Genomic DNA, 15,361 nt, shown 5'->3' with positions numbered 1-15,361 from the left:
AGACGCATCGAACCCACCTGGGACGAGGAAGATATCGACTGGGAAAGAAGGGGCCGAGACGCATCGAACCCACCTGGGACGAGGAAGATATCGACTGGGAAAGAAGGGGCCTATGGCCCCTTCTTTCCCAGTCCTATTGCCATATCCTCGGGGTCGGCGAGGGGGAGTTGTTCCGGCTCGCTGGCACGCAGGGTACGAGCCACGGCTGCGATAAACTCACGAAAGAGCGGATGGGGGCGATTGGGGCGCGAGAGAAACTCGGGATGAAACTGACTGGCGACATACCAGGGGTGGTCGCGGAGTTCAATAATCTCGACGAGGCGACCATCGGGTGAAAGGCCACTGATCACAAACCCGGCCTCTTCGAGGAGCGTTCGATAGGCATTGTTAAACTCGAAGCGGTGGCGATGCCGTTCATTGATCTGGTCAACGCCATACGCTGCATACGCCCGGGTATCTGGGGTCAACACACATGGATAGACACCGAGGCGCATCGTACCGCCCTTCTGAGTAATCTCGCGCTGATCGTGCATCAAATCAATCACCGGATGGGGCGTATCAGGCATAAACTCGGTACTATTGACCTCGGCATTCTGGAGCACATGGCGAGCAAAGCTAATTGTTGCGCACTGCATCCCGAGGCACAGCCCGAGGTAGGGGATCTGGTTGCGCCGCGCATAGTCAGCCGCCAGGATCTTACCCTCGATGCCACGGTCGCCAAAACCACCGGGAACCACAATCCCATAGACCTTGGCAAGCAGTCGTTCAGGGCCATCGCGTTCGACCTGTTCGGCGTGGATCCAATGCATATCAATATCAAACTCTTGATGCAACCCGGCGTGGCGAAGGGCCTCGACCACACTGATATAGGCATCTTTCAATTCGATATATTTGCCGACCAGGGCAATCGGCAAGACACGCTTGGGTTGTCGGATCAACCTGACGAGATCGTGCCAAACATTGAGATCGGGGGCGATATTCTGCAGATCAAGGTGATCACAGAGATATTCGCCAAGCCCGGCCTGTTCGAGTACCAGGGGAACCTCATAGATCGATTCAACGGTTTGGACAGGGATGACGGCACGGGCATCGACATCGGCAAAAAAAGCCACTTTGTCACGAATCTCGTCGGTAATCGGGAAATCAGCGCGGCAGAGGATCACATCGGCGGTAATGCCAACATTGCGTAACGCCATCACCGAGTGCTGGGTTGGTTTCGTCTTGAGTTCACCAGTTGACCCGATATGGGGCAACAGGGTCACGTGAATATAGAGCACATTATCACGCCCAACATCCTTACGCATCTGGCGGATCGCCTCAAGAAACGGCAGACTCTCGATATCACCGACCGTCCCGCCAATCTCCACAATCACCACATCAGCGTTGCTCTGCTGGCCGACGGCGACAATGCGAGCCTTAATCTCATCGGTAATATGCGGAATCACCTGGATCGTACCACCGAGATAATCGCCGCGGCGTTCTTTCGCGATCACGGATGAATAGATCCGCCCGGTAGTCACATTGCTCAGGCGGGTCAGATTTTCATCAATAAACCGCTCGTAGTGGCCAAGGTCGAGATCCGTTTCGGCCCCATCCTCAGTGACAAAAACCTCACCGTGCTGATAGGGTGACATCGTGCCGGGATCGACATTCAGATAGGGGTCGAGTTTCAGGATCGAAACCCCTAAGCCACGGCTCTTGAGTAAGCGACCAATAGAAGCCACACCGATACCTTTGCCGACCGATGAGACAACACCACCAGTGACAAAGATGTACTTGACCATTTCTTTACTCCTAGCCCAGGATCGGGCGCAACACAACCAGGCGTGTCTCTTCACGTTCGGCGGTCAACTGCGAGGCGTTGAGCGTCAGCTTATCTTCGGCGGTCAACTCTTTGAGGCCCATCTCGGTTGTGAAGCGTTCGAGGGGCAGCAACGGCTGATCGAACGAGAGCTGCGCAAGGGCATAGTGCATTGGCACAACGATCCGCGGCTCGATCTGGCTGATCACATTGATCGCCTCGGCTGGGCCAATCGTCTCGCCGCCACCGACCGGCACAAAGAGCACATCAACATTGCCGATGGCCTCGAGCTGGGCCTGAGTCAACTCGTGACCGAGGTCACCGAGATGGCAGAAGACCACCTCATCAAGGTGGATCACATAGACCGTATTGTAGCCACGTTCAGCCCCACGTTCTTTATCGTGATAGGTACGCACCCCGGTGATCATGATGCCACTGACTTCATACTCACCGGGCGACTCAACGACAAAGAGCTTTTCGCGCAATGGCTTGACGGCGGCCACATTATTGTGATCAGGATGATTATGGCTAATCGTCACAATATGGGCGGTTGGGCGACCGATATCAAGGCCAAGCGAGCGATTAAAGGGATCACAGAGCACGGTACCATCGCGCCCACGCAGGCGAAAACAGGCATGACCAAGAAATTGCACATCAGGCATCAGCGCGCCTCTTTAATAACAGACACGGGGCCATACCCCGCCTCACGTCTCGTCACCCTGCGAGGCAGAACATTCATACCAGAGGGTTTCGAGCAACGGACGAATGACAGCGAGGGCAAAGCCTCGTCGTTGGAGGAGACCGCCGAGACGGCGCTGAAACGTGGCGCGGTCGGGGCTTGCACAGTACCGTGCAAGGACTGATCGCGCTACCTGTTCCGCCGCCTGCCGTTCTCCTTCGGCATCGGCACCGGCCTCGGCCAGTGCTGCTGCGATTGTATCACGATCTACGCCTTTGTTGCGCAACTCGGCAACGAGTGCACGCACCCCCCGGGGGCGAAACCGTTGCCGGTTTTCGACCCAGTAGCGACTAAACGCCGCATCATCAAGCAACCCAAGGTCTTGCAGACGCTCGAGAACCTGATCAATCACCTGGGGGGGATGCTCTTTCTGGCGCAGGCGCAAACGCACCTCGGCGCGGCTACGAGGCCGAGCATCGAGCAAGCGCATGGCGGACAGGAGGGCCTGTTCTACCTGTGCTGATGCCGCCAGGCGTTGCCAGGCGGCATCATCAAGGGTCAGACCGACCCACAAACCCTCACGGGCGAGGGTTGCGAGGCTTATCCCAAGGGCAAAGGCCCCATCAATGAAAATATTGACACGCTGGCTATCGTGAAGCTGCGCAGTGATGGCGGTAATGGTGCCTGCGGGCATCGTGGCTGACTAGCTACTCCTCGTCTTCAAAGAGGCCGGCGTCTTCATCGTCGGCAATGGTTGCAACGGGCAGCACGATCGGATTCGAGAGGCCCTGGGCTTTGATCAGGCGCTCGATCTCTTCGGTCAGCGCCGGGTTCTCCTTCAAGAAGTTACGCACATTCTCGCGCCCCTGTCCGAGGCGGTCTTCGGCAAGGTAGAACCAGGCCCCGCTCTTGCGGATGATATTCATCTCGACGCCAACATCAAGGATATTGCCCTCACGCGAAATGCCCTCGTTGGCGAGGATATCAAACTCGGCCTGGCGGAAGGGTGGGGCCACCTTATTCTTGATCACCTTGACGCGTGCCCGTGAACCAATCACCTCTTGCCCCGACTTGAGCGTCTCGATGCGGCGAATATCGAGGCGCACCGAAGCGTAAAACTTGAGTGCCTGCCCACCCGTAGTGGTTTCGGGCGAACCGAACATCACTCCTATCTTCATACGCAACTGGTTGAGAAAAATAACGATGGTTCGGCTCTTGTGGATCGCTCCTGAGAGCTTGCGCAGGGCCTGGCTCATCAAGCGGGCCTGGAGGCCGGGTAGGCTGTCACCCATGTCGCCTTCGATTTCAGCCCGAGGCACCAAGGCCGCCACTGAGTCGATGACGATGACATCGATGGCATTGGAACGGACGAGGGTTTCACAGATCTCAAGCCCTTGTTCACCGGTGTCGGGCTGTGAGACGAGTAGATCATCGATCTGGACACCACAGCGCTTGGCATAGATCGGGTCAAAGGCATGCTCAGCATCAATGAACGCACAGACACCACCGAGTTTCTGGGCCTCAGCGATGATATGCTGGGCCAACGTTGTTTTGCCACTGCTCTCGGGGCCAAAGATTTCGACGACGCGACCGCGTGGCAAGCCACCGATGCCCAGTGCAATGTCTAGGGCAATTGAACCAGTGGGGATCGCCTCAATCGCCAGACGTGAGTTGACCTCGCCCATCTTCATGATCGAGCCTTTGCCGAATTTGCGGTCGATCTGGCTCATTGCGGCAGCCAGGGCCTTCTCTTTTTCGGGCGCGATTGCCATCGCGGGCGCTCCTCCGTTATGTGCTGACACTCGTGCTTCTCCTTCTCTCTACTCTACTATGAGGGAGGGGCGCTGTCAACGCAGATTGACTCGCCCGCAAATCTGTTCTATTATAGCACGCCCGTGCGTGCTTGGCAAGTTGCTTGCATGATTTATACCGCTGGCGCACGCCAAAGGATACGCCGCGAAGCTATGTTATAGTGAAAGAAAGGAGGAATTAAAGATGATACGTCGCATTCCACCGGGTGAAGGTCAGGAGTCGGTCTGGGATTATCCTCGGCCACCGCGACTCGAAGCGACCTCGCGCCATCTTCAGATCTATTTTGGAGGCATTTTGCTTGCCGATACGCGGCGGGCCTTTCGGGTGCTCGAAACCAGCCATCCTCCGGTCTACTATATCCCTCCCGAGGATGTGCAGATGCGTTATTTGACTCGTACGGCGCGCAGTAGTTTCTGCGAATTCAAAGGCCAGGCGATCTACTATACGCTTCAGATTGAGAACCAGCGTGTTGAAGATGTTGCCTGGGCCTATCCACGACCAACCCAGGGGTTTGAGGCGCTTGCCAATGCTCTGGCCTTTTACCCTGACCCAATGGATGGATGTTTTGTTGATGGCGAACGGGTGACGCCGCAACCAGGCGGTTTCTATGGGGGTTGGATTACGTCGGATATTGTCGGGCCTTTCAAGGGGGGGCCTGGAACCTGGGGATGGTAGACGCGTTGTGTGGTGGCAAACAGCCGATGAAACTGGCTGTTTGCCACCACACATGCATGCGTTGCTCGGGCAACAGCCTAGTTATGGTCGCTCAGTGGGAGGCAGATCGTAAAGGTTGTCCCCTGGCCTTCCTGGCTGGTACAACTGATCATGCCGCCGTGCTGCTGCACAATCTCGCGAACAATGTACAGGCCAATGCCCAGACCAGTGAACGAGCTGTGCTGAACATTGGCGGCACGATAGAACTGCTCAAACAAGTGTTGTTGTGCCTCGAGAGGGATACCAATACCCTGATCGCTGATCGCCACACAAAGATGTTCGTCTCTCTGCTCGAGGGTGAGGAGGATGGGGCCTCCTGCCGGACTATATTTGATGGCATTGCTGATGATATTCTGAATTACTTCTTCAATGCGCAGTTCGTCAGCAAAGATCGGCAGCGGATCAGGGGTGGCCAGCAGTTCAAGGGTATGCCGACTCAGCGTCGGGCTCACCTCGGCCACGATCCGCTCGACCAGCCTCCTCAGATCAAACCAGTCGCGTTCGATAACCAATTGGCCGGTCTGAATGCGTGATAGATCAAGCAACGACGTCAACATCCGGTTGAGACGCAGACTCTGCTGAACAATCGCCTGAATCGGGCGGGTAAAGGCTTCACCAAGCTGGGCGTGTTGCATGCGGCGGTCGAGCAACTGCGCCTGGCCGAGCATCACGGTGAGAGGGGTACGCAAGTCGTGTGAAGCGACAGCTATGAAATGGTCGCGGGTGGTGACGGCTTCTTGCATCGTGCTATAGAGGCGGGCCCGCTGCAGCGCCTGGGCACATTGCACCGCGATCGCCCACAGAAAAGCCCGTTCATCCTGGGGAAATTGACGCGGCTCAGCAAAACTAACCATACAGACGCCCATCACCTGGCCCTCGACTTCCAGTGGCAGCAGAGCCAGACCGTGCGCATCTGCCGCGAGTGGCGGTGGAAGGGTAACTGATTGATAGAGCGCCTCCCTATCGGCCTGTGAAACAAGAAAGACTGGGAGCGCAGTCTTCAAGGTCTCGCCAAGCGGATGAGTGGTGTCGAGTAGCATCGTGATCGGCACAGGGGCTGAATCACCAGTGGGGGGGGCATTGGTGCTATGTAAGACTTCGAGCGCCGTGCCATCGGCACTGCGAACATACATTGCTACCTGGTGGGCATCGAGGGTCTGCCGCACCTCTTCAACAACGACACGCGCCACATCTAGCGGCGTGACGGCTTCAGAAAGGGCTGAGGTAATCACCTGTAGACGCTCTACCCGTCGCACGGCTTGCTCGGCCATCTGGCGCGCAATGCGCTCGCGGGCAAGGAGAAACTCTCGTTCATGCTGGATGCTATAGCGCTCGCTGACATCAATCGCCGAAGGAATTAGGTAACGGATATTGCCATATGCGTCACGGAGCGGGGCCAGCATAAAATCGATCATCATCAGGCGCTCGTCGGCGACCCGCACCATCACATCATACCGTGAGGTCTCACCAGCCTGGCCACGCGCAAGGGCCAGGCATAGTTCGGCCTGAACGTCAGGATCGTACGACCACCAGTAGGTCTCGTGAAATGGCTTACCAATGACATCGGATGGTTGCAAGCCAGCCACCTTGAGGGCAGACTGGTTAGCTTCGATCAGGATGCCATCAAACGTCACTACACCAACAAAAGCAAAAAGGGCATCAAGGAGGGCCTGTGGTGAGAATGAATATAGAATGTCGGCTTCACCTGGTTGCATACGGTTCTTCTCAATCATCCTTGCGCCAGGGCGTATCCTCCAGCCAGCGTGTGCCTTATGTTATCAAGAACGAGCTTTGCAACTCATGCTAACACACGTCGGTCTATTTTGGCAGAGCATGCACCTTTTTCGTAGGGCTACGTCAAAGTGGGAGGGACACGAATCAGGGCAAGCGCGGCCCCTACGGAAGCCGCGGTCGCCCGCACGGAAGCGGCAATATTCGTCTAACCCGCACGCCGCCACAGCGCCAGGAGGCTGTTGCGCAGCGCCGCGAGCGCCTGTGGGGCTTAGCGCATAAGGTTCACGGCTCTGAACCAAGGAACTGTGGTTCCTGGCATCTCGTGTGACCACGTGAGCAGGGTTAGACTAGTGTGATCATGCTTGTTGCGGAGGAGCTGCTGTTTTATAGGGTTGGTTGAGCATCTGCTCGATCTTCAGCTTCAACTGCTCAGGGTTAATCCAGATGCTTGCTTGCGGAGCTGGGGTATTATCTGGTCGGCATGCTAGTCGGTCAAACCCGAAGCTCCACTCACCACACATTTCTTTGAAATCGTCGTTAACGAAATTCTCAGCATGGATTTCTAGTACACTCATAGGGGTATCTCGTTTGTGGCTTTGCAACGATTGATCTCATTGTCCAAATAATCTTCCAGACAACCTTGGTGCTTCTTTCTGCATGACAGGCTTCGTTCTGCTCGTTGACGCGGATCGAGGCTTGGTCGGAGGCGAACCAATTGCCATTGGCGAGCCCAGACTGAGGATGACGGCGGCCTCGGCTGTCTACTACCCATCCGGGGTACGCGGTACCGCGCCAGTTCTGGACAACAACCTCGCGGAGCAAAGTCAGCAATGCAGGTTGACTGATAGTGGTGTCGTGGCCCACGGCGAGATCGCAGGTGCAACACAGGTGTACCTGCTCAAGCCGCAACGAAGTGTTTGCCACCGCCTACACCTCAATGAGTGTGAACAACGGCACCACAATCTTGAACGTTTCCGGATCGGAAATAGCATCCATATTAATATCGGAGATCTGTATTCCGAGGAGTATACCACAACTTGGCCGAGTTGTCACCATAGGGTGTCAGAATCAGATCAAGGAAGAACGTGTTATAATTTGACCTATAGAAAATCCCTTAACTTTTATTTAACGATAGAGCGAGTTTCTATCGATGCTGCCCTCAGAAAAACAACTCCTCGATGAACTGCGTGCCAGTGAAGAGCGTTTTCGTGCTTCCTTTGAGCAGGCTGCCGTCGGGATGAGCCATATCCGCTATGATGGTGCCATTATGCGCGTCAATCAGCGGTATTGTGATATTGTCGGTTACACCAAAGACGAACTAAGTCGGCTCACACTGCACGATATTGTGTATCCCGATGATAACGAAGTCGATGGCGTTTTGGCCCGCAAACTCTTGAGTGGTGAACTGCGAACCTATACGATCGAGCGTCGGCTCTATCACAAGAACGGCGCGATCATTTGGGTCAAGGTCACGGTTTCACCGATTTATGATATTGATGGCCAGATTATTGAGGTCCTGGGCATTATCGAGGACATTACCGCCCGCAAAGCAGCCGAAGAAGCCCTGCGCGAACTCAATGCCACCCTCGAACAACGGGTTGCCGAGCGTACCCATGAATTAAGCGTGGCGAATGAACGCCTTCAAGCCGAGATCATCGTACGAACTCAGGTTGAACAGGTGCTCCGCGAGAGTGAGGAACGTTACCGGCGACTTGCCGAGAATGCGCCTGATATTGTCTACCGCGTGGATCTGCAACCTCAACCACAGATTACCTATATCAGTCCGGCGATTAAGGAACTGACGGGCTATAGCGTTGAAGAGTTTTATGCCTCACCGCTGTTGGTGAGCGACATTCTCTTCCCCGAAGATCGGGCAATGCTGACGCAGAGCATCGCTGATCCAACGTTGCTGATTGGCCCTTTCGAGTTGCGCGGTCAGCATTGTGATGGTTCACCCCTCTGGTTTGAAGTTCAGAGTACGCTGCTACGCGATGACAACGGCACCCTTGTTGCCATTGAAGGCATCGCACGCAATATTACCGAGCGCAAGCGGACTGCTGAGCAATTACGGCAGAGCCGTGACGAGCTCTTGATTATGAATCAAGAGCTTGATCGGGCGAACCGCACCAAAGACGAATTTCTGGCTCATCTTAGCCACGAGTTGCGTACGCCGCTAAATGGAATCCTTGGGCAGGTCGAGTTGCTTCGGGCACAGTTGTATGGCCCGCTTAATGCCTGGCAAAAGCGTGCGATCCAGGATCTGGAGGGGAACGGGCGCGATTTGCAGACCTTGATCAGCGATCTGCTCGATTTGACCCGGATTGAAGCAGGCACGCTTGAGCTGCAGTTTGGCCTGCTTGAGGTGTACGAGCTCTGTGTTGCGTGTGTGCGTGTGGTTGCCGAAGCGGCACGTGCCAGGCAGGTTCAGGTACAACTTGAGCTTGACCCAGCGATGACCGAGCTTTACGGGGATCATCGGCGCATCAAACAGATGCTCATCAATCTGTTGAGCAATGCCGTAAAATTTAGTCATGCTGGGGGCGTGGTGCGGCTCGAACTACGCGGCAACGCCGAGCAAGGTCGGGCGCTCTTTCATATCGTTGATACGGGCATCGGGATCGCCGAAGCCGATCTTCCGCGGCTCTTCCAGCCCTTTGTGCAGATTGACAGCGGCCTAAGACGGCATTACGGTGGGATTGGACTGGGGCTTGTGCTGGCTTCGCGGCTGGCAAAGCTCCACAACGGCGACCTTACCGTCACCAGCAGCCTGGGCCAAGGGAGTCGGTTTACCCTGAGCCTGCCCTGGCAGCCATACTAGTGGGTAACGTACATTTGAAGTGACGCACAGCCAATCACGCTTCGGGTGAGGTAAAGGGAAAAAAGGGTTTCAGCGCATCCGAGAGCATGAGGTCGATTTCGTAGAGACCGGCGCTATACCGGCCCTTGAAGGGCAACCCAACCCGTTTCACCAGGGCAATCATGCCAAGATTATCGGCATGGGTCAACAGGATCATGTGGCGCACGCCAGTGACGAGCGCAACCTGAACAAGCAGATCAAAGAGTTGCCCCCCCAGACCAGAGCCTTGATAATCGTCACGGATGACGACCGACGCTTCACAGGTATCACGGCGGTGATCCAGAAGACCGTAGCGGGCGACCCCGATGCACTCATCGCGCCCCTGCTCTTCAACCAGGGCAATCAGGGCCCGCTCGTGGGTCGGATCGATCGAGGCCAGGCGGTGCGCTTCAAGATCAACCCGTTCTTCCTCAACCTTATCAAGGGGCACGAAAAAACGCCGGTAGCGCGTCTCTGACGAGAGACGGTAAAACATCCGCTTGAGCAAAATAGCATCTTCGCGGCGCATGTGGCGCACCTTCACCCGGCGGCCATCACGAGCTTCAAGGGTAACAATGGCCCGTGAATCTGGTTGCTCTAAGGTTAATAATGTCCCCATGACTTTTTACTCCTGGCCGTGGCACAATGCATGCATGTTTGCCTCGGCACTTTGTGCGCACTGGTTGAGAGATGTTTTATGCCGCAGTGCGTCATGATGGTATTGTACCATACAAACGTTACCAGTGGATAACCAAAGATGGAGTTTCGCGTGACGGCACCCTTGATCGCACTGGTGGGGCCTACCGCTGTAGGCAAGACAGCGCTCGCAATTGCTCTGGCGCACAGATTGGATGGCGAAATTATCTCGGCTGACTCACGTCAGGTCTACCGACGGATGGAGATCGGGACGGCGAAACCGTCGGCAGCCGAGTGCGCTGCTGCGCCGCATCACCTGATTGATCTGTGTGAACCTGATGAAGCTTTCTCGCTGGCGCGGTATCAGGATCTGGCGCTGGCGAGCATTGCTGAGGTGGTCGCACGTGGGCACTTGCCCTTGCTCGTAGGGGGAACCGGTCAGTATCTCGCGGCGGTGCTTGAAGGATGGCAGATCCCCAGGGTGGCCCCACAGCCCGCGTTGCGGGCCGAATTGCTGGCCGAAGCCGAGCACGACGGCGGAGCACAGCTCTATGAGCGGTTGGCGGCAGTTGATCCAATGGCCGCCCTGCAGATTGGCCCGACCAACGTGCGCCGCATTATTCGCGCCCTCGAGGTCTATCTCGTGACGGGCGAACCAATTTCGACCCAGCAGACGCGGCAACCACCGCCGTACCAGATTCGTACCATCTGGCTTACTCGCCCACGTCAAGAACTCTATGCACGGGCCGATGCACGGGTGGATGCGATGCTGGAGGCTGGCCTTGTTGAGGAGGTAGAGGCGCTGGTTGCCGCCGGGTACGGCTGGCACCTCCCGGCAATGTCGAGCCTCGGGTATATCCAGTTCAAACCGTATCTCGAAGGTGAGGCCGACCTGCAAGCCTGTATCGAGCGACTAAAATATGATACCCACAGCTTTATTCGGCGTCAGGGCGCATGGTTTCGGCGACTCCCTCAACTTGAGCAATGGACACCTGGACATCCTGAGTGGGTGGGGTAGCTTATCTCGCTTGGCTCGGCCAAGCGGCCAATGAGACTGGCCGCTTGTCCACGCCACACGTGGTTGCAGGGTGTCAGGCAATATTTCTGCGTTCGCTACCGCCAAGACGCATGAGCGTCATACGGAGGAGCGCCAGATCCTCATCAGAGAGACGCGCAAGTGACGCATCACCAGGACTGACAGCCTCACTCAACAATAGCAACGCACGCAGCGCCATAGGTGAGACACTTACACTATCACCTGAGGAGGCAATAGGGAGATGCTTGTGAGATGGCTGCGTATTTGAACAGACTGGAGTCATACGGGCTCCTTTCCTCCTGGTTGATCTACGTAAATAGTGTAGTCTGTTGCTTGGTAATCGTCAAGAGCATTGAAGATGAAGTACAATAGAAAATGGTGGTGCAGTAGAGCTAAGGGAGTGTGCCGTGGCACCTGCGGTAACGCTTGGGCGTGATGGTCTGTTGCTTGATGGGCAACCTTTCTATCTCCTGGCTGGTTGTATACACTATTTCCGCTGGCCTCACGCAGAATGGCGCTCGTTGTTGACCCAAGCCCGCCGGGCGGGGTTGAATACGATTGACACGGTCATACCATGGAATCGCCACGAACCTCGTCCTGGTCACTTTGATTTTGCTGATGAGGCCAATCTTGCGGCTTTCCTCGATCTTTGTCAGGTGATCGGGCTCAAAGTGATCGTTCGTCCGGGGCCCTATATTTGTGCCGAATGGGAAAATGGTGGCCTGCCGGCCTGGTTGACGGCGACCCCTGGGATACGTTTGCGTGTTGATGATCCGCAGGCGCTCAAAGCTGTTGAACGCTGGTTTGACCGGTTGATGGAGGTGCTCGTTCCGCGTCAGTATACCAGGGGCGGCCCGCTTATCCTCTGTCAGATCGAGAATGAGCACTGGGCGTCGGGGGTCTATGCCCACGATTTTCATCAGCAGACGCTTGCGGCAGCGGCAACGGCGCGCGGCATCGAGGTGCCGCAATATACGTGTGTCGGGGCGATGCCCGGACGACCTGAATTGCGCAATGGATGGAGTGGCATTGCCGAAAAGCTCCTCCAGACTCGGCGCCTCTGGCCGGATAATCCGATGATTGTGAGTGAACTTTGGAGTGGCTGGTTTGATAGTTGGGGTACCAGTCGCCAGACGCGCAAGACGGCAGCGAAACTCGATATGACGTTACATCAGTTGACGGCTGTCGGTGCGGCTGGCTTTTCACATTGGATGTGGGCCGGTGGTACCAATTTTGGTTCGTGGGGAGGGCGCACGGTCGGCGGCGATCTGGTCTTTATGACCACCAGTTATGACTACGATGCCCCGGTGAGCGAATATGGCGAATTGCGCGCCAAGGCGCTCGTGGCGCGTCGGCATCACCTCTTTTTGGGGAGCCTGGGCGCACGCCTGGCGCCGATCCTGGCCGATGCGGTGCCGGGTGGGCTGACCGTGCTGAGCCCGCCAGCCGTCTATGGGCGCAATGAGCCGGGAACTGAGCCGTACCGGACGGTACGCGCCAGCCCGGACGCTCCAGAGGCGTGGCGCGATTTTCAGGCTACGTTCCTGATGAATGCCGGGCTAGAAGGGCAGACCTATCAGGTCTTTCTGGCGCATCCTGATCGTCATCTGACCGTCGAGGTTGAGCCAGCGACGATCCGCCCGATCTTTGCCAATTTGCCTTTGCACGACCAGTTGCGCTTGGTGTGTCATACCGGGCGCATTCTCGGTTTCTGGCGCTACCGCGAACGTGATCTGCTAATCATCTATGGGCAACCTGGCGAGCAAGGCATGGTGGAACTGCTTGATCAGCATGGTGAGGCGCCCCCCGTTTTGACAATGGCTTCCCCTGGCCTGCAGACCTCGTTACACAAAGATAGCATCCAGGTACACTACTGGATCAATGAGACGCCGGGTATGCTCGATCTTCGCTGTGGTGCCCGTCATCTGCGCCTGATGTTCGTGACCGACGCTGCGGCGGCGCGATGCGAATTGCTGCCCGACGGTACGCTTCAAATCCCGTCGCCACCTCCGCCTCTGCAGGTGACCCAGCTGAATCTCCCGACCGAGCGGTTTGGCGTGGTCGAAATGATCACGCATGAGGGTTGGCGGAACCTTACCCGTCCCGAACCGCTCGAGCGCCTGGGATGCGATTATGGGTACGGCTGGTACCGGGCGACCCTGGAATTGGACGAGCCGCTCGAAACGCGGCTGGTTGCGCCCTGGTTGCATGATCGGGCGCGGCTGCTGATTGATGGCGTGGACGTCGGCTGGTTCGGGGTCAGTCAGCACGGGCCACGGTATACACTGCCGCTGAAGCTTGAGGCCGGGCCGCACGACGTGCGCCTGCTTGTTGACAACCTGGGGCGCTTTAACTATGGGTTGAAGCTTGGCGAACTCAAGGGATTGCTCGACACGCTCTATCTTGATGGCGAAGAGCAGGATCTCTCCCAAGGTTGGTCGGCGCTCTGGCAGGAGGTACAGTTTGCGGGTGAGGCCGTGGCACATGCGCAACCCGGCGCATTTCGACCCGACCAGGACGCAGTCGATCTGCGCCATTTTGCCTTTAGCGGGCCTGCGGTCTGGTTGCTGCGGACGCTTGAGGTGCAACCTGGGCGGCGCTATCTGCTGCACATCACTGGTGATCGGAGCTCGGGGGCGCTCTTTGTGAATGGTGAAGCCATCGAGCGTTTTAGCCGTCATCGTAGCGGAGGTTTTCTCAAGCACGACGTGACCGACTGGTTGCGCCCGGGGGCGAATGTGCTGGCCCTCTTTTTGCAGGGTTATGCCGGAACCCCCTGGCAGGCGACGCTGGTGAGTTATCCAATTAAACGCCCGTTGCAAGCCCGCTGGAGTTTTCGCGCCGGAGTGACCCCGGATCTGCCGACCAGAGCCAGTTCAACCGGGCCGGCTTTCTACCGTGTCACTTTTGCCCGGAGCGAGTTACCAGCGAGTACAGCACGCTTGAGCCTACGGCTTGACGGCTTTGCCAAAGGGCACCTCTGGCTCAATGGGCGCAACCTGGCTCGTTTCTGGCAACCCGGGCCACAAGAAGCGTATAAAGTGCCTGTTTCATGGCTAACAACCCAGAATGAACTATGGATCTTTGGCGAGACGGGGACAGCCGGGCAGGTTACGCTGATCGCCAGGGGACAGAGCGGGTGAGTATGCGGGGCAGACAACCACCTACACCTGGGTTGCGCATTGTCATTGTGTCATGGAATGTGCGCGAGTTGCTGCAAGCGTGCCTTGCGAGCATTGAGGCATCGCTGGCCGGAAGTGATCTGGAGTATCAGATCATCGTCGTGGACAATGCGAGTCACGATGGTACGCCAGCGATGGTGCGCACGCTCTATCCGCAGGTGAGCCTGCTTGAACCGGGGCGCAATCTTGGTTTTGCCGGCGGCAACAATCTGGCCTTACGGCAGATCATCGCCTCGGAAGGCGAACACAGCCCCTACATCCTTCTGCTCAACCCCGACATCAAGGTTGTTGGCGCGGCCATCCCCCGGCTCGTAGAGGAACTGGTGGCGCATCCCGAATTGGCGGCGGTCGGCCCACTGTTGCGCTACGGTGACCAGACGATCCAGTCGTCCCGGCGTCGGTTTCCGACCCGTGCCACGTTCTTCTGGGAGAGCACCGTGCTTGATCGGCTCTGGCCTGAGAATCCGTGGGCACGGCGGTACCGCTGTGCCGAGACGCCAGAGACCGTGGCCCAGCCGGTCGACTGGCTTGTCGGGGCCGCGCTGCTGGTGCGCAGCGAGGCAATTGTGCGGGCAGGCTTGCTTGACGAGCGCTTTTTTATGTATAGTGAAGAGTTGGAGTGGCAGGCCCGGCTGCACCAGGCGTGGGGCGGGATCAGGTTTGTGCCCGACGCGGTGATGATCCACTACGAAGGCAAAAGCAGCGAGCAAGCGGTAGCGGCTCGTCACCTCAACTTTAGCCAGAGCCGCCTCTTGCTGGCGCGGATCTGGTATGGCTGGCGCTGGGCAGCCTGCCTGCGCATCTTCTTGCGCCTGGGTTTTGCCTATGAACTGGTCAGCGAATGGCTCAAATTACGTCTTGGACACCGTCCTGAGCTGCGTCGGACACGAATAGCAATGTATCGGGATCTTTTGCGAACCTTATAGAATAG

13 protein-coding genes are annotated in these 15,361 nt (G+C 57.0%); 5 read left to right on the top strand and 8 right to left on the bottom strand.

The features are described from left to right. Positions 1-110: 110 nt before the first annotated feature. From pyrG to recA, 4 genes are read right to left on the bottom strand one after another with little or no spacing between them, the layout of a single operon-like run. Positions 111-1,784, bottom strand: coding sequence for a CTP synthase (gene pyrG / locus EYB53_RS05520; RefSeq protein ID WP_135477204.1), 1,674 nt, complete (start codon positions 1,782-1,784; stop codon positions 111-113). 10 nt (positions 1,785-1,794) lie between these two features. Then, a complete protein-coding gene (locus EYB53_RS05515; RefSeq protein ID WP_135477203.1) occupies positions 1,795-2,463 on the bottom strand; it encodes an MBL fold metallo-hydrolase in 669 nt (222 codons plus the stop codon). 42 nt (positions 2,464-2,505) lie between these two features. Beyond that, complete coding sequence (locus EYB53_RS05510; protein WP_135477202.1) at positions 2,506-3,174, bottom strand: regulatory protein RecX; 669 nt, start codon at positions 3,172-3,174, stop codon at positions 2,506-2,508. Between the two features lie 13 nt (positions 3,175-3,187). Continuing rightward, a complete protein-coding gene (gene recA, locus EYB53_RS05505; RefSeq protein ID WP_135477201.1) occupies positions 3,188-4,252 on the bottom strand; it encodes a recombinase RecA in 1,065 nt (354 codons plus the stop codon). 223 nt (positions 4,253-4,475) lie between these two features. Between recA and EYB53_RS05500 the strand changes: the two genes are divergently transcribed. Beyond that, the gene (locus EYB53_RS05500) at positions 4,476-4,967 is read left to right on the top strand and encodes a DUF427 domain-containing protein (protein WP_135477200.1); all 492 of its coding nucleotides are present in this window, start codon (positions 4,476-4,478) and stop codon (positions 4,965-4,967) included. Positions 4,968-5,044: 77 nt separating this feature from the next. Here EYB53_RS05500 and EYB53_RS05495 read toward each other — a convergent pair whose 3' ends face one another. Further along, the gene (locus EYB53_RS05495) at positions 5,045-6,721 is read right to left on the bottom strand and encodes a sensor histidine kinase (protein WP_167857270.1); all 1,677 of its coding nucleotides are present in this window, start codon (positions 6,719-6,721) and stop codon (positions 5,045-5,047) included. 375 nt (positions 6,722-7,096) lie between these two features. Then, on the bottom strand, positions 7,097-7,315 hold the full coding sequence (locus EYB53_RS05490; RefSeq protein ID WP_135477198.1) for a hypothetical protein: 219 nt from the start codon (positions 7,313-7,315) through the stop codon (positions 7,097-7,099). A gap of 575 nt (positions 7,316-7,890) precedes the next feature. On the opposite strand from EYB53_RS05490, the gene EYB53_RS05485 reads away from it, so the two are divergent. Continuing rightward, positions 7,891-9,558: a PAS domain S-box protein gene (locus tag EYB53_RS05485; RefSeq protein WP_135477197.1), complete on the top strand. Its 1,668-nt coding sequence runs from the start codon at positions 7,891-7,893 to the stop codon at positions 9,556-9,558. 34 nt (positions 9,559-9,592) lie between these two features. Here EYB53_RS05485 and EYB53_RS05480 read toward each other — a convergent pair whose 3' ends face one another. Continuing rightward, on the bottom strand, positions 9,593-10,195 hold the full coding sequence (locus tag EYB53_RS05480) for a GNAT family N-acetyltransferase (RefSeq protein WP_135477196.1): 603 nt from the start codon (positions 10,193-10,195) through the stop codon (positions 9,593-9,595). Between the two features lie 138 nt (positions 10,196-10,333). Between EYB53_RS05480 and miaA the strand changes: the two genes are divergently transcribed. Then, positions 10,334-11,230 (top strand): tRNA (adenosine(37)-N6)-dimethylallyltransferase MiaA, encoded by an 897-nt coding sequence (gene miaA, locus EYB53_RS05475; protein ID WP_135477195.1) that lies wholly within the window; start codon positions 10,334-10,336, stop codon positions 11,228-11,230. A 73-nt stretch (positions 11,231-11,303) separates the two neighbouring features. Here the strand turns inward: miaA and EYB53_RS05470 are convergent, their stop codons facing one another. Then, entirely contained in the window at positions 11,304-11,531 is a 228-nt protein-coding gene (locus tag EYB53_RS05470; RefSeq protein ID WP_135477194.1) for a hypothetical protein, read from the bottom strand. 124 nt (positions 11,532-11,655) lie between these two features. Between EYB53_RS05470 and EYB53_RS05465 the strand changes: the two genes are divergently transcribed. Both EYB53_RS05465 and EYB53_RS05460 read left to right on the top strand, forming a co-directional pair. Continuing rightward, the gene (locus EYB53_RS05465) at positions 11,656-14,391 is read left to right on the top strand and encodes a beta-galactosidase (protein WP_135477193.1); all 2,736 of its coding nucleotides are present in this window, start codon (positions 11,656-11,658) and stop codon (positions 14,389-14,391) included. A gap of 2 nt (positions 14,392-14,393) precedes the next feature. Then, on the top strand, positions 14,394-15,356 hold the full coding sequence (locus EYB53_RS05460) for a glycosyltransferase family 2 protein (RefSeq protein ID WP_135477192.1): 963 nt from the start codon (positions 14,394-14,396) through the stop codon (positions 15,354-15,356). The last annotated feature ends 5 nt before the right edge of the window (positions 15,357-15,361 follow it).

The sequence above is a fragment of the Candidatus Chloroploca mongolica genome (assembly GCF_004762035.2).
Taxonomy (GTDB): Bacteria; Chloroflexota; Chloroflexia; order Chloroflexales; family Chloroflexaceae; genus Chloroploca; species Chloroploca mongolica.
Note: the sequence above shows the minus strand (reverse complement) of the source record. Positions and strands in the feature narration are given on the sequence as shown.

Bases quoted from the DNA above. Each gene is read 5' to 3' on its own strand.
- EYB53_RS05515 (WP_135477203.1), bottom strand. From the start codon at position 2,463: ATGCCTGATGTGCAATTTCTTGGTCATGCCTGTTTTCGCCTGCGTGGG.
- EYB53_RS05510 (WP_135477202.1), bottom strand. From the start codon at position 3,174: ATGCCCGCAGGCACCATTACCGCCATCACTGCGCAGCTTCACGATAGC.
- EYB53_RS05485 (WP_135477197.1), top strand. From the start codon at position 7,891: ATGCTGCCCTCAGAAAAACAACTCCTCGATGAACTGCGTGCCAGTGAA.
- miaA (WP_135477195.1), top strand. From the start codon at position 10,334: ATGGAGTTTCGCGTGACGGCACCCTTGATCGCACTGGTGGGGCCTACC.
- EYB53_RS05480 (WP_135477196.1), bottom strand. From the start codon at position 10,195: ATGGGGACATTATTAACCTTAGAGCAACCAGATTCACGGGCCATTGTT.
- pyrG (WP_135477204.1), bottom strand. From the start codon at position 1,784: ATGGTCAAGTACATCTTTGTCACTGGTGGTGTTGTCTCATCGGTCGGC.
- EYB53_RS05490 (WP_135477198.1), bottom strand. From the start codon at position 7,315: ATGAGTGTACTAGAAATCCATGCTGAGAATTTCGTTAACGACGATTTC.
- EYB53_RS05470 (WP_135477194.1), bottom strand. From the start codon at position 11,531: ATGACTCCAGTCTGTTCAAATACGCAGCCATCTCACAAGCATCTCCCT.
- EYB53_RS05460 (WP_135477192.1), top strand. From the start codon at position 14,394: ATGCGGGGCAGACAACCACCTACACCTGGGTTGCGCATTGTCATTGTG.
- EYB53_RS05495 (WP_167857270.1), bottom strand. From the start codon at position 6,721: ATGCAACCAGGTGAAGCCGACATTCTATATTCATTCTCACCACAGGCC.
- recA (WP_135477201.1), bottom strand. From the start codon at position 4,252: ATGGCAATCGCGCCCGAAAAAGAGAAGGCCCTGGCTGCCGCAATGAGC.
- EYB53_RS05500 (WP_135477200.1), top strand. From the start codon at position 4,476: ATGATACGTCGCATTCCACCGGGTGAAGGTCAGGAGTCGGTCTGGGAT.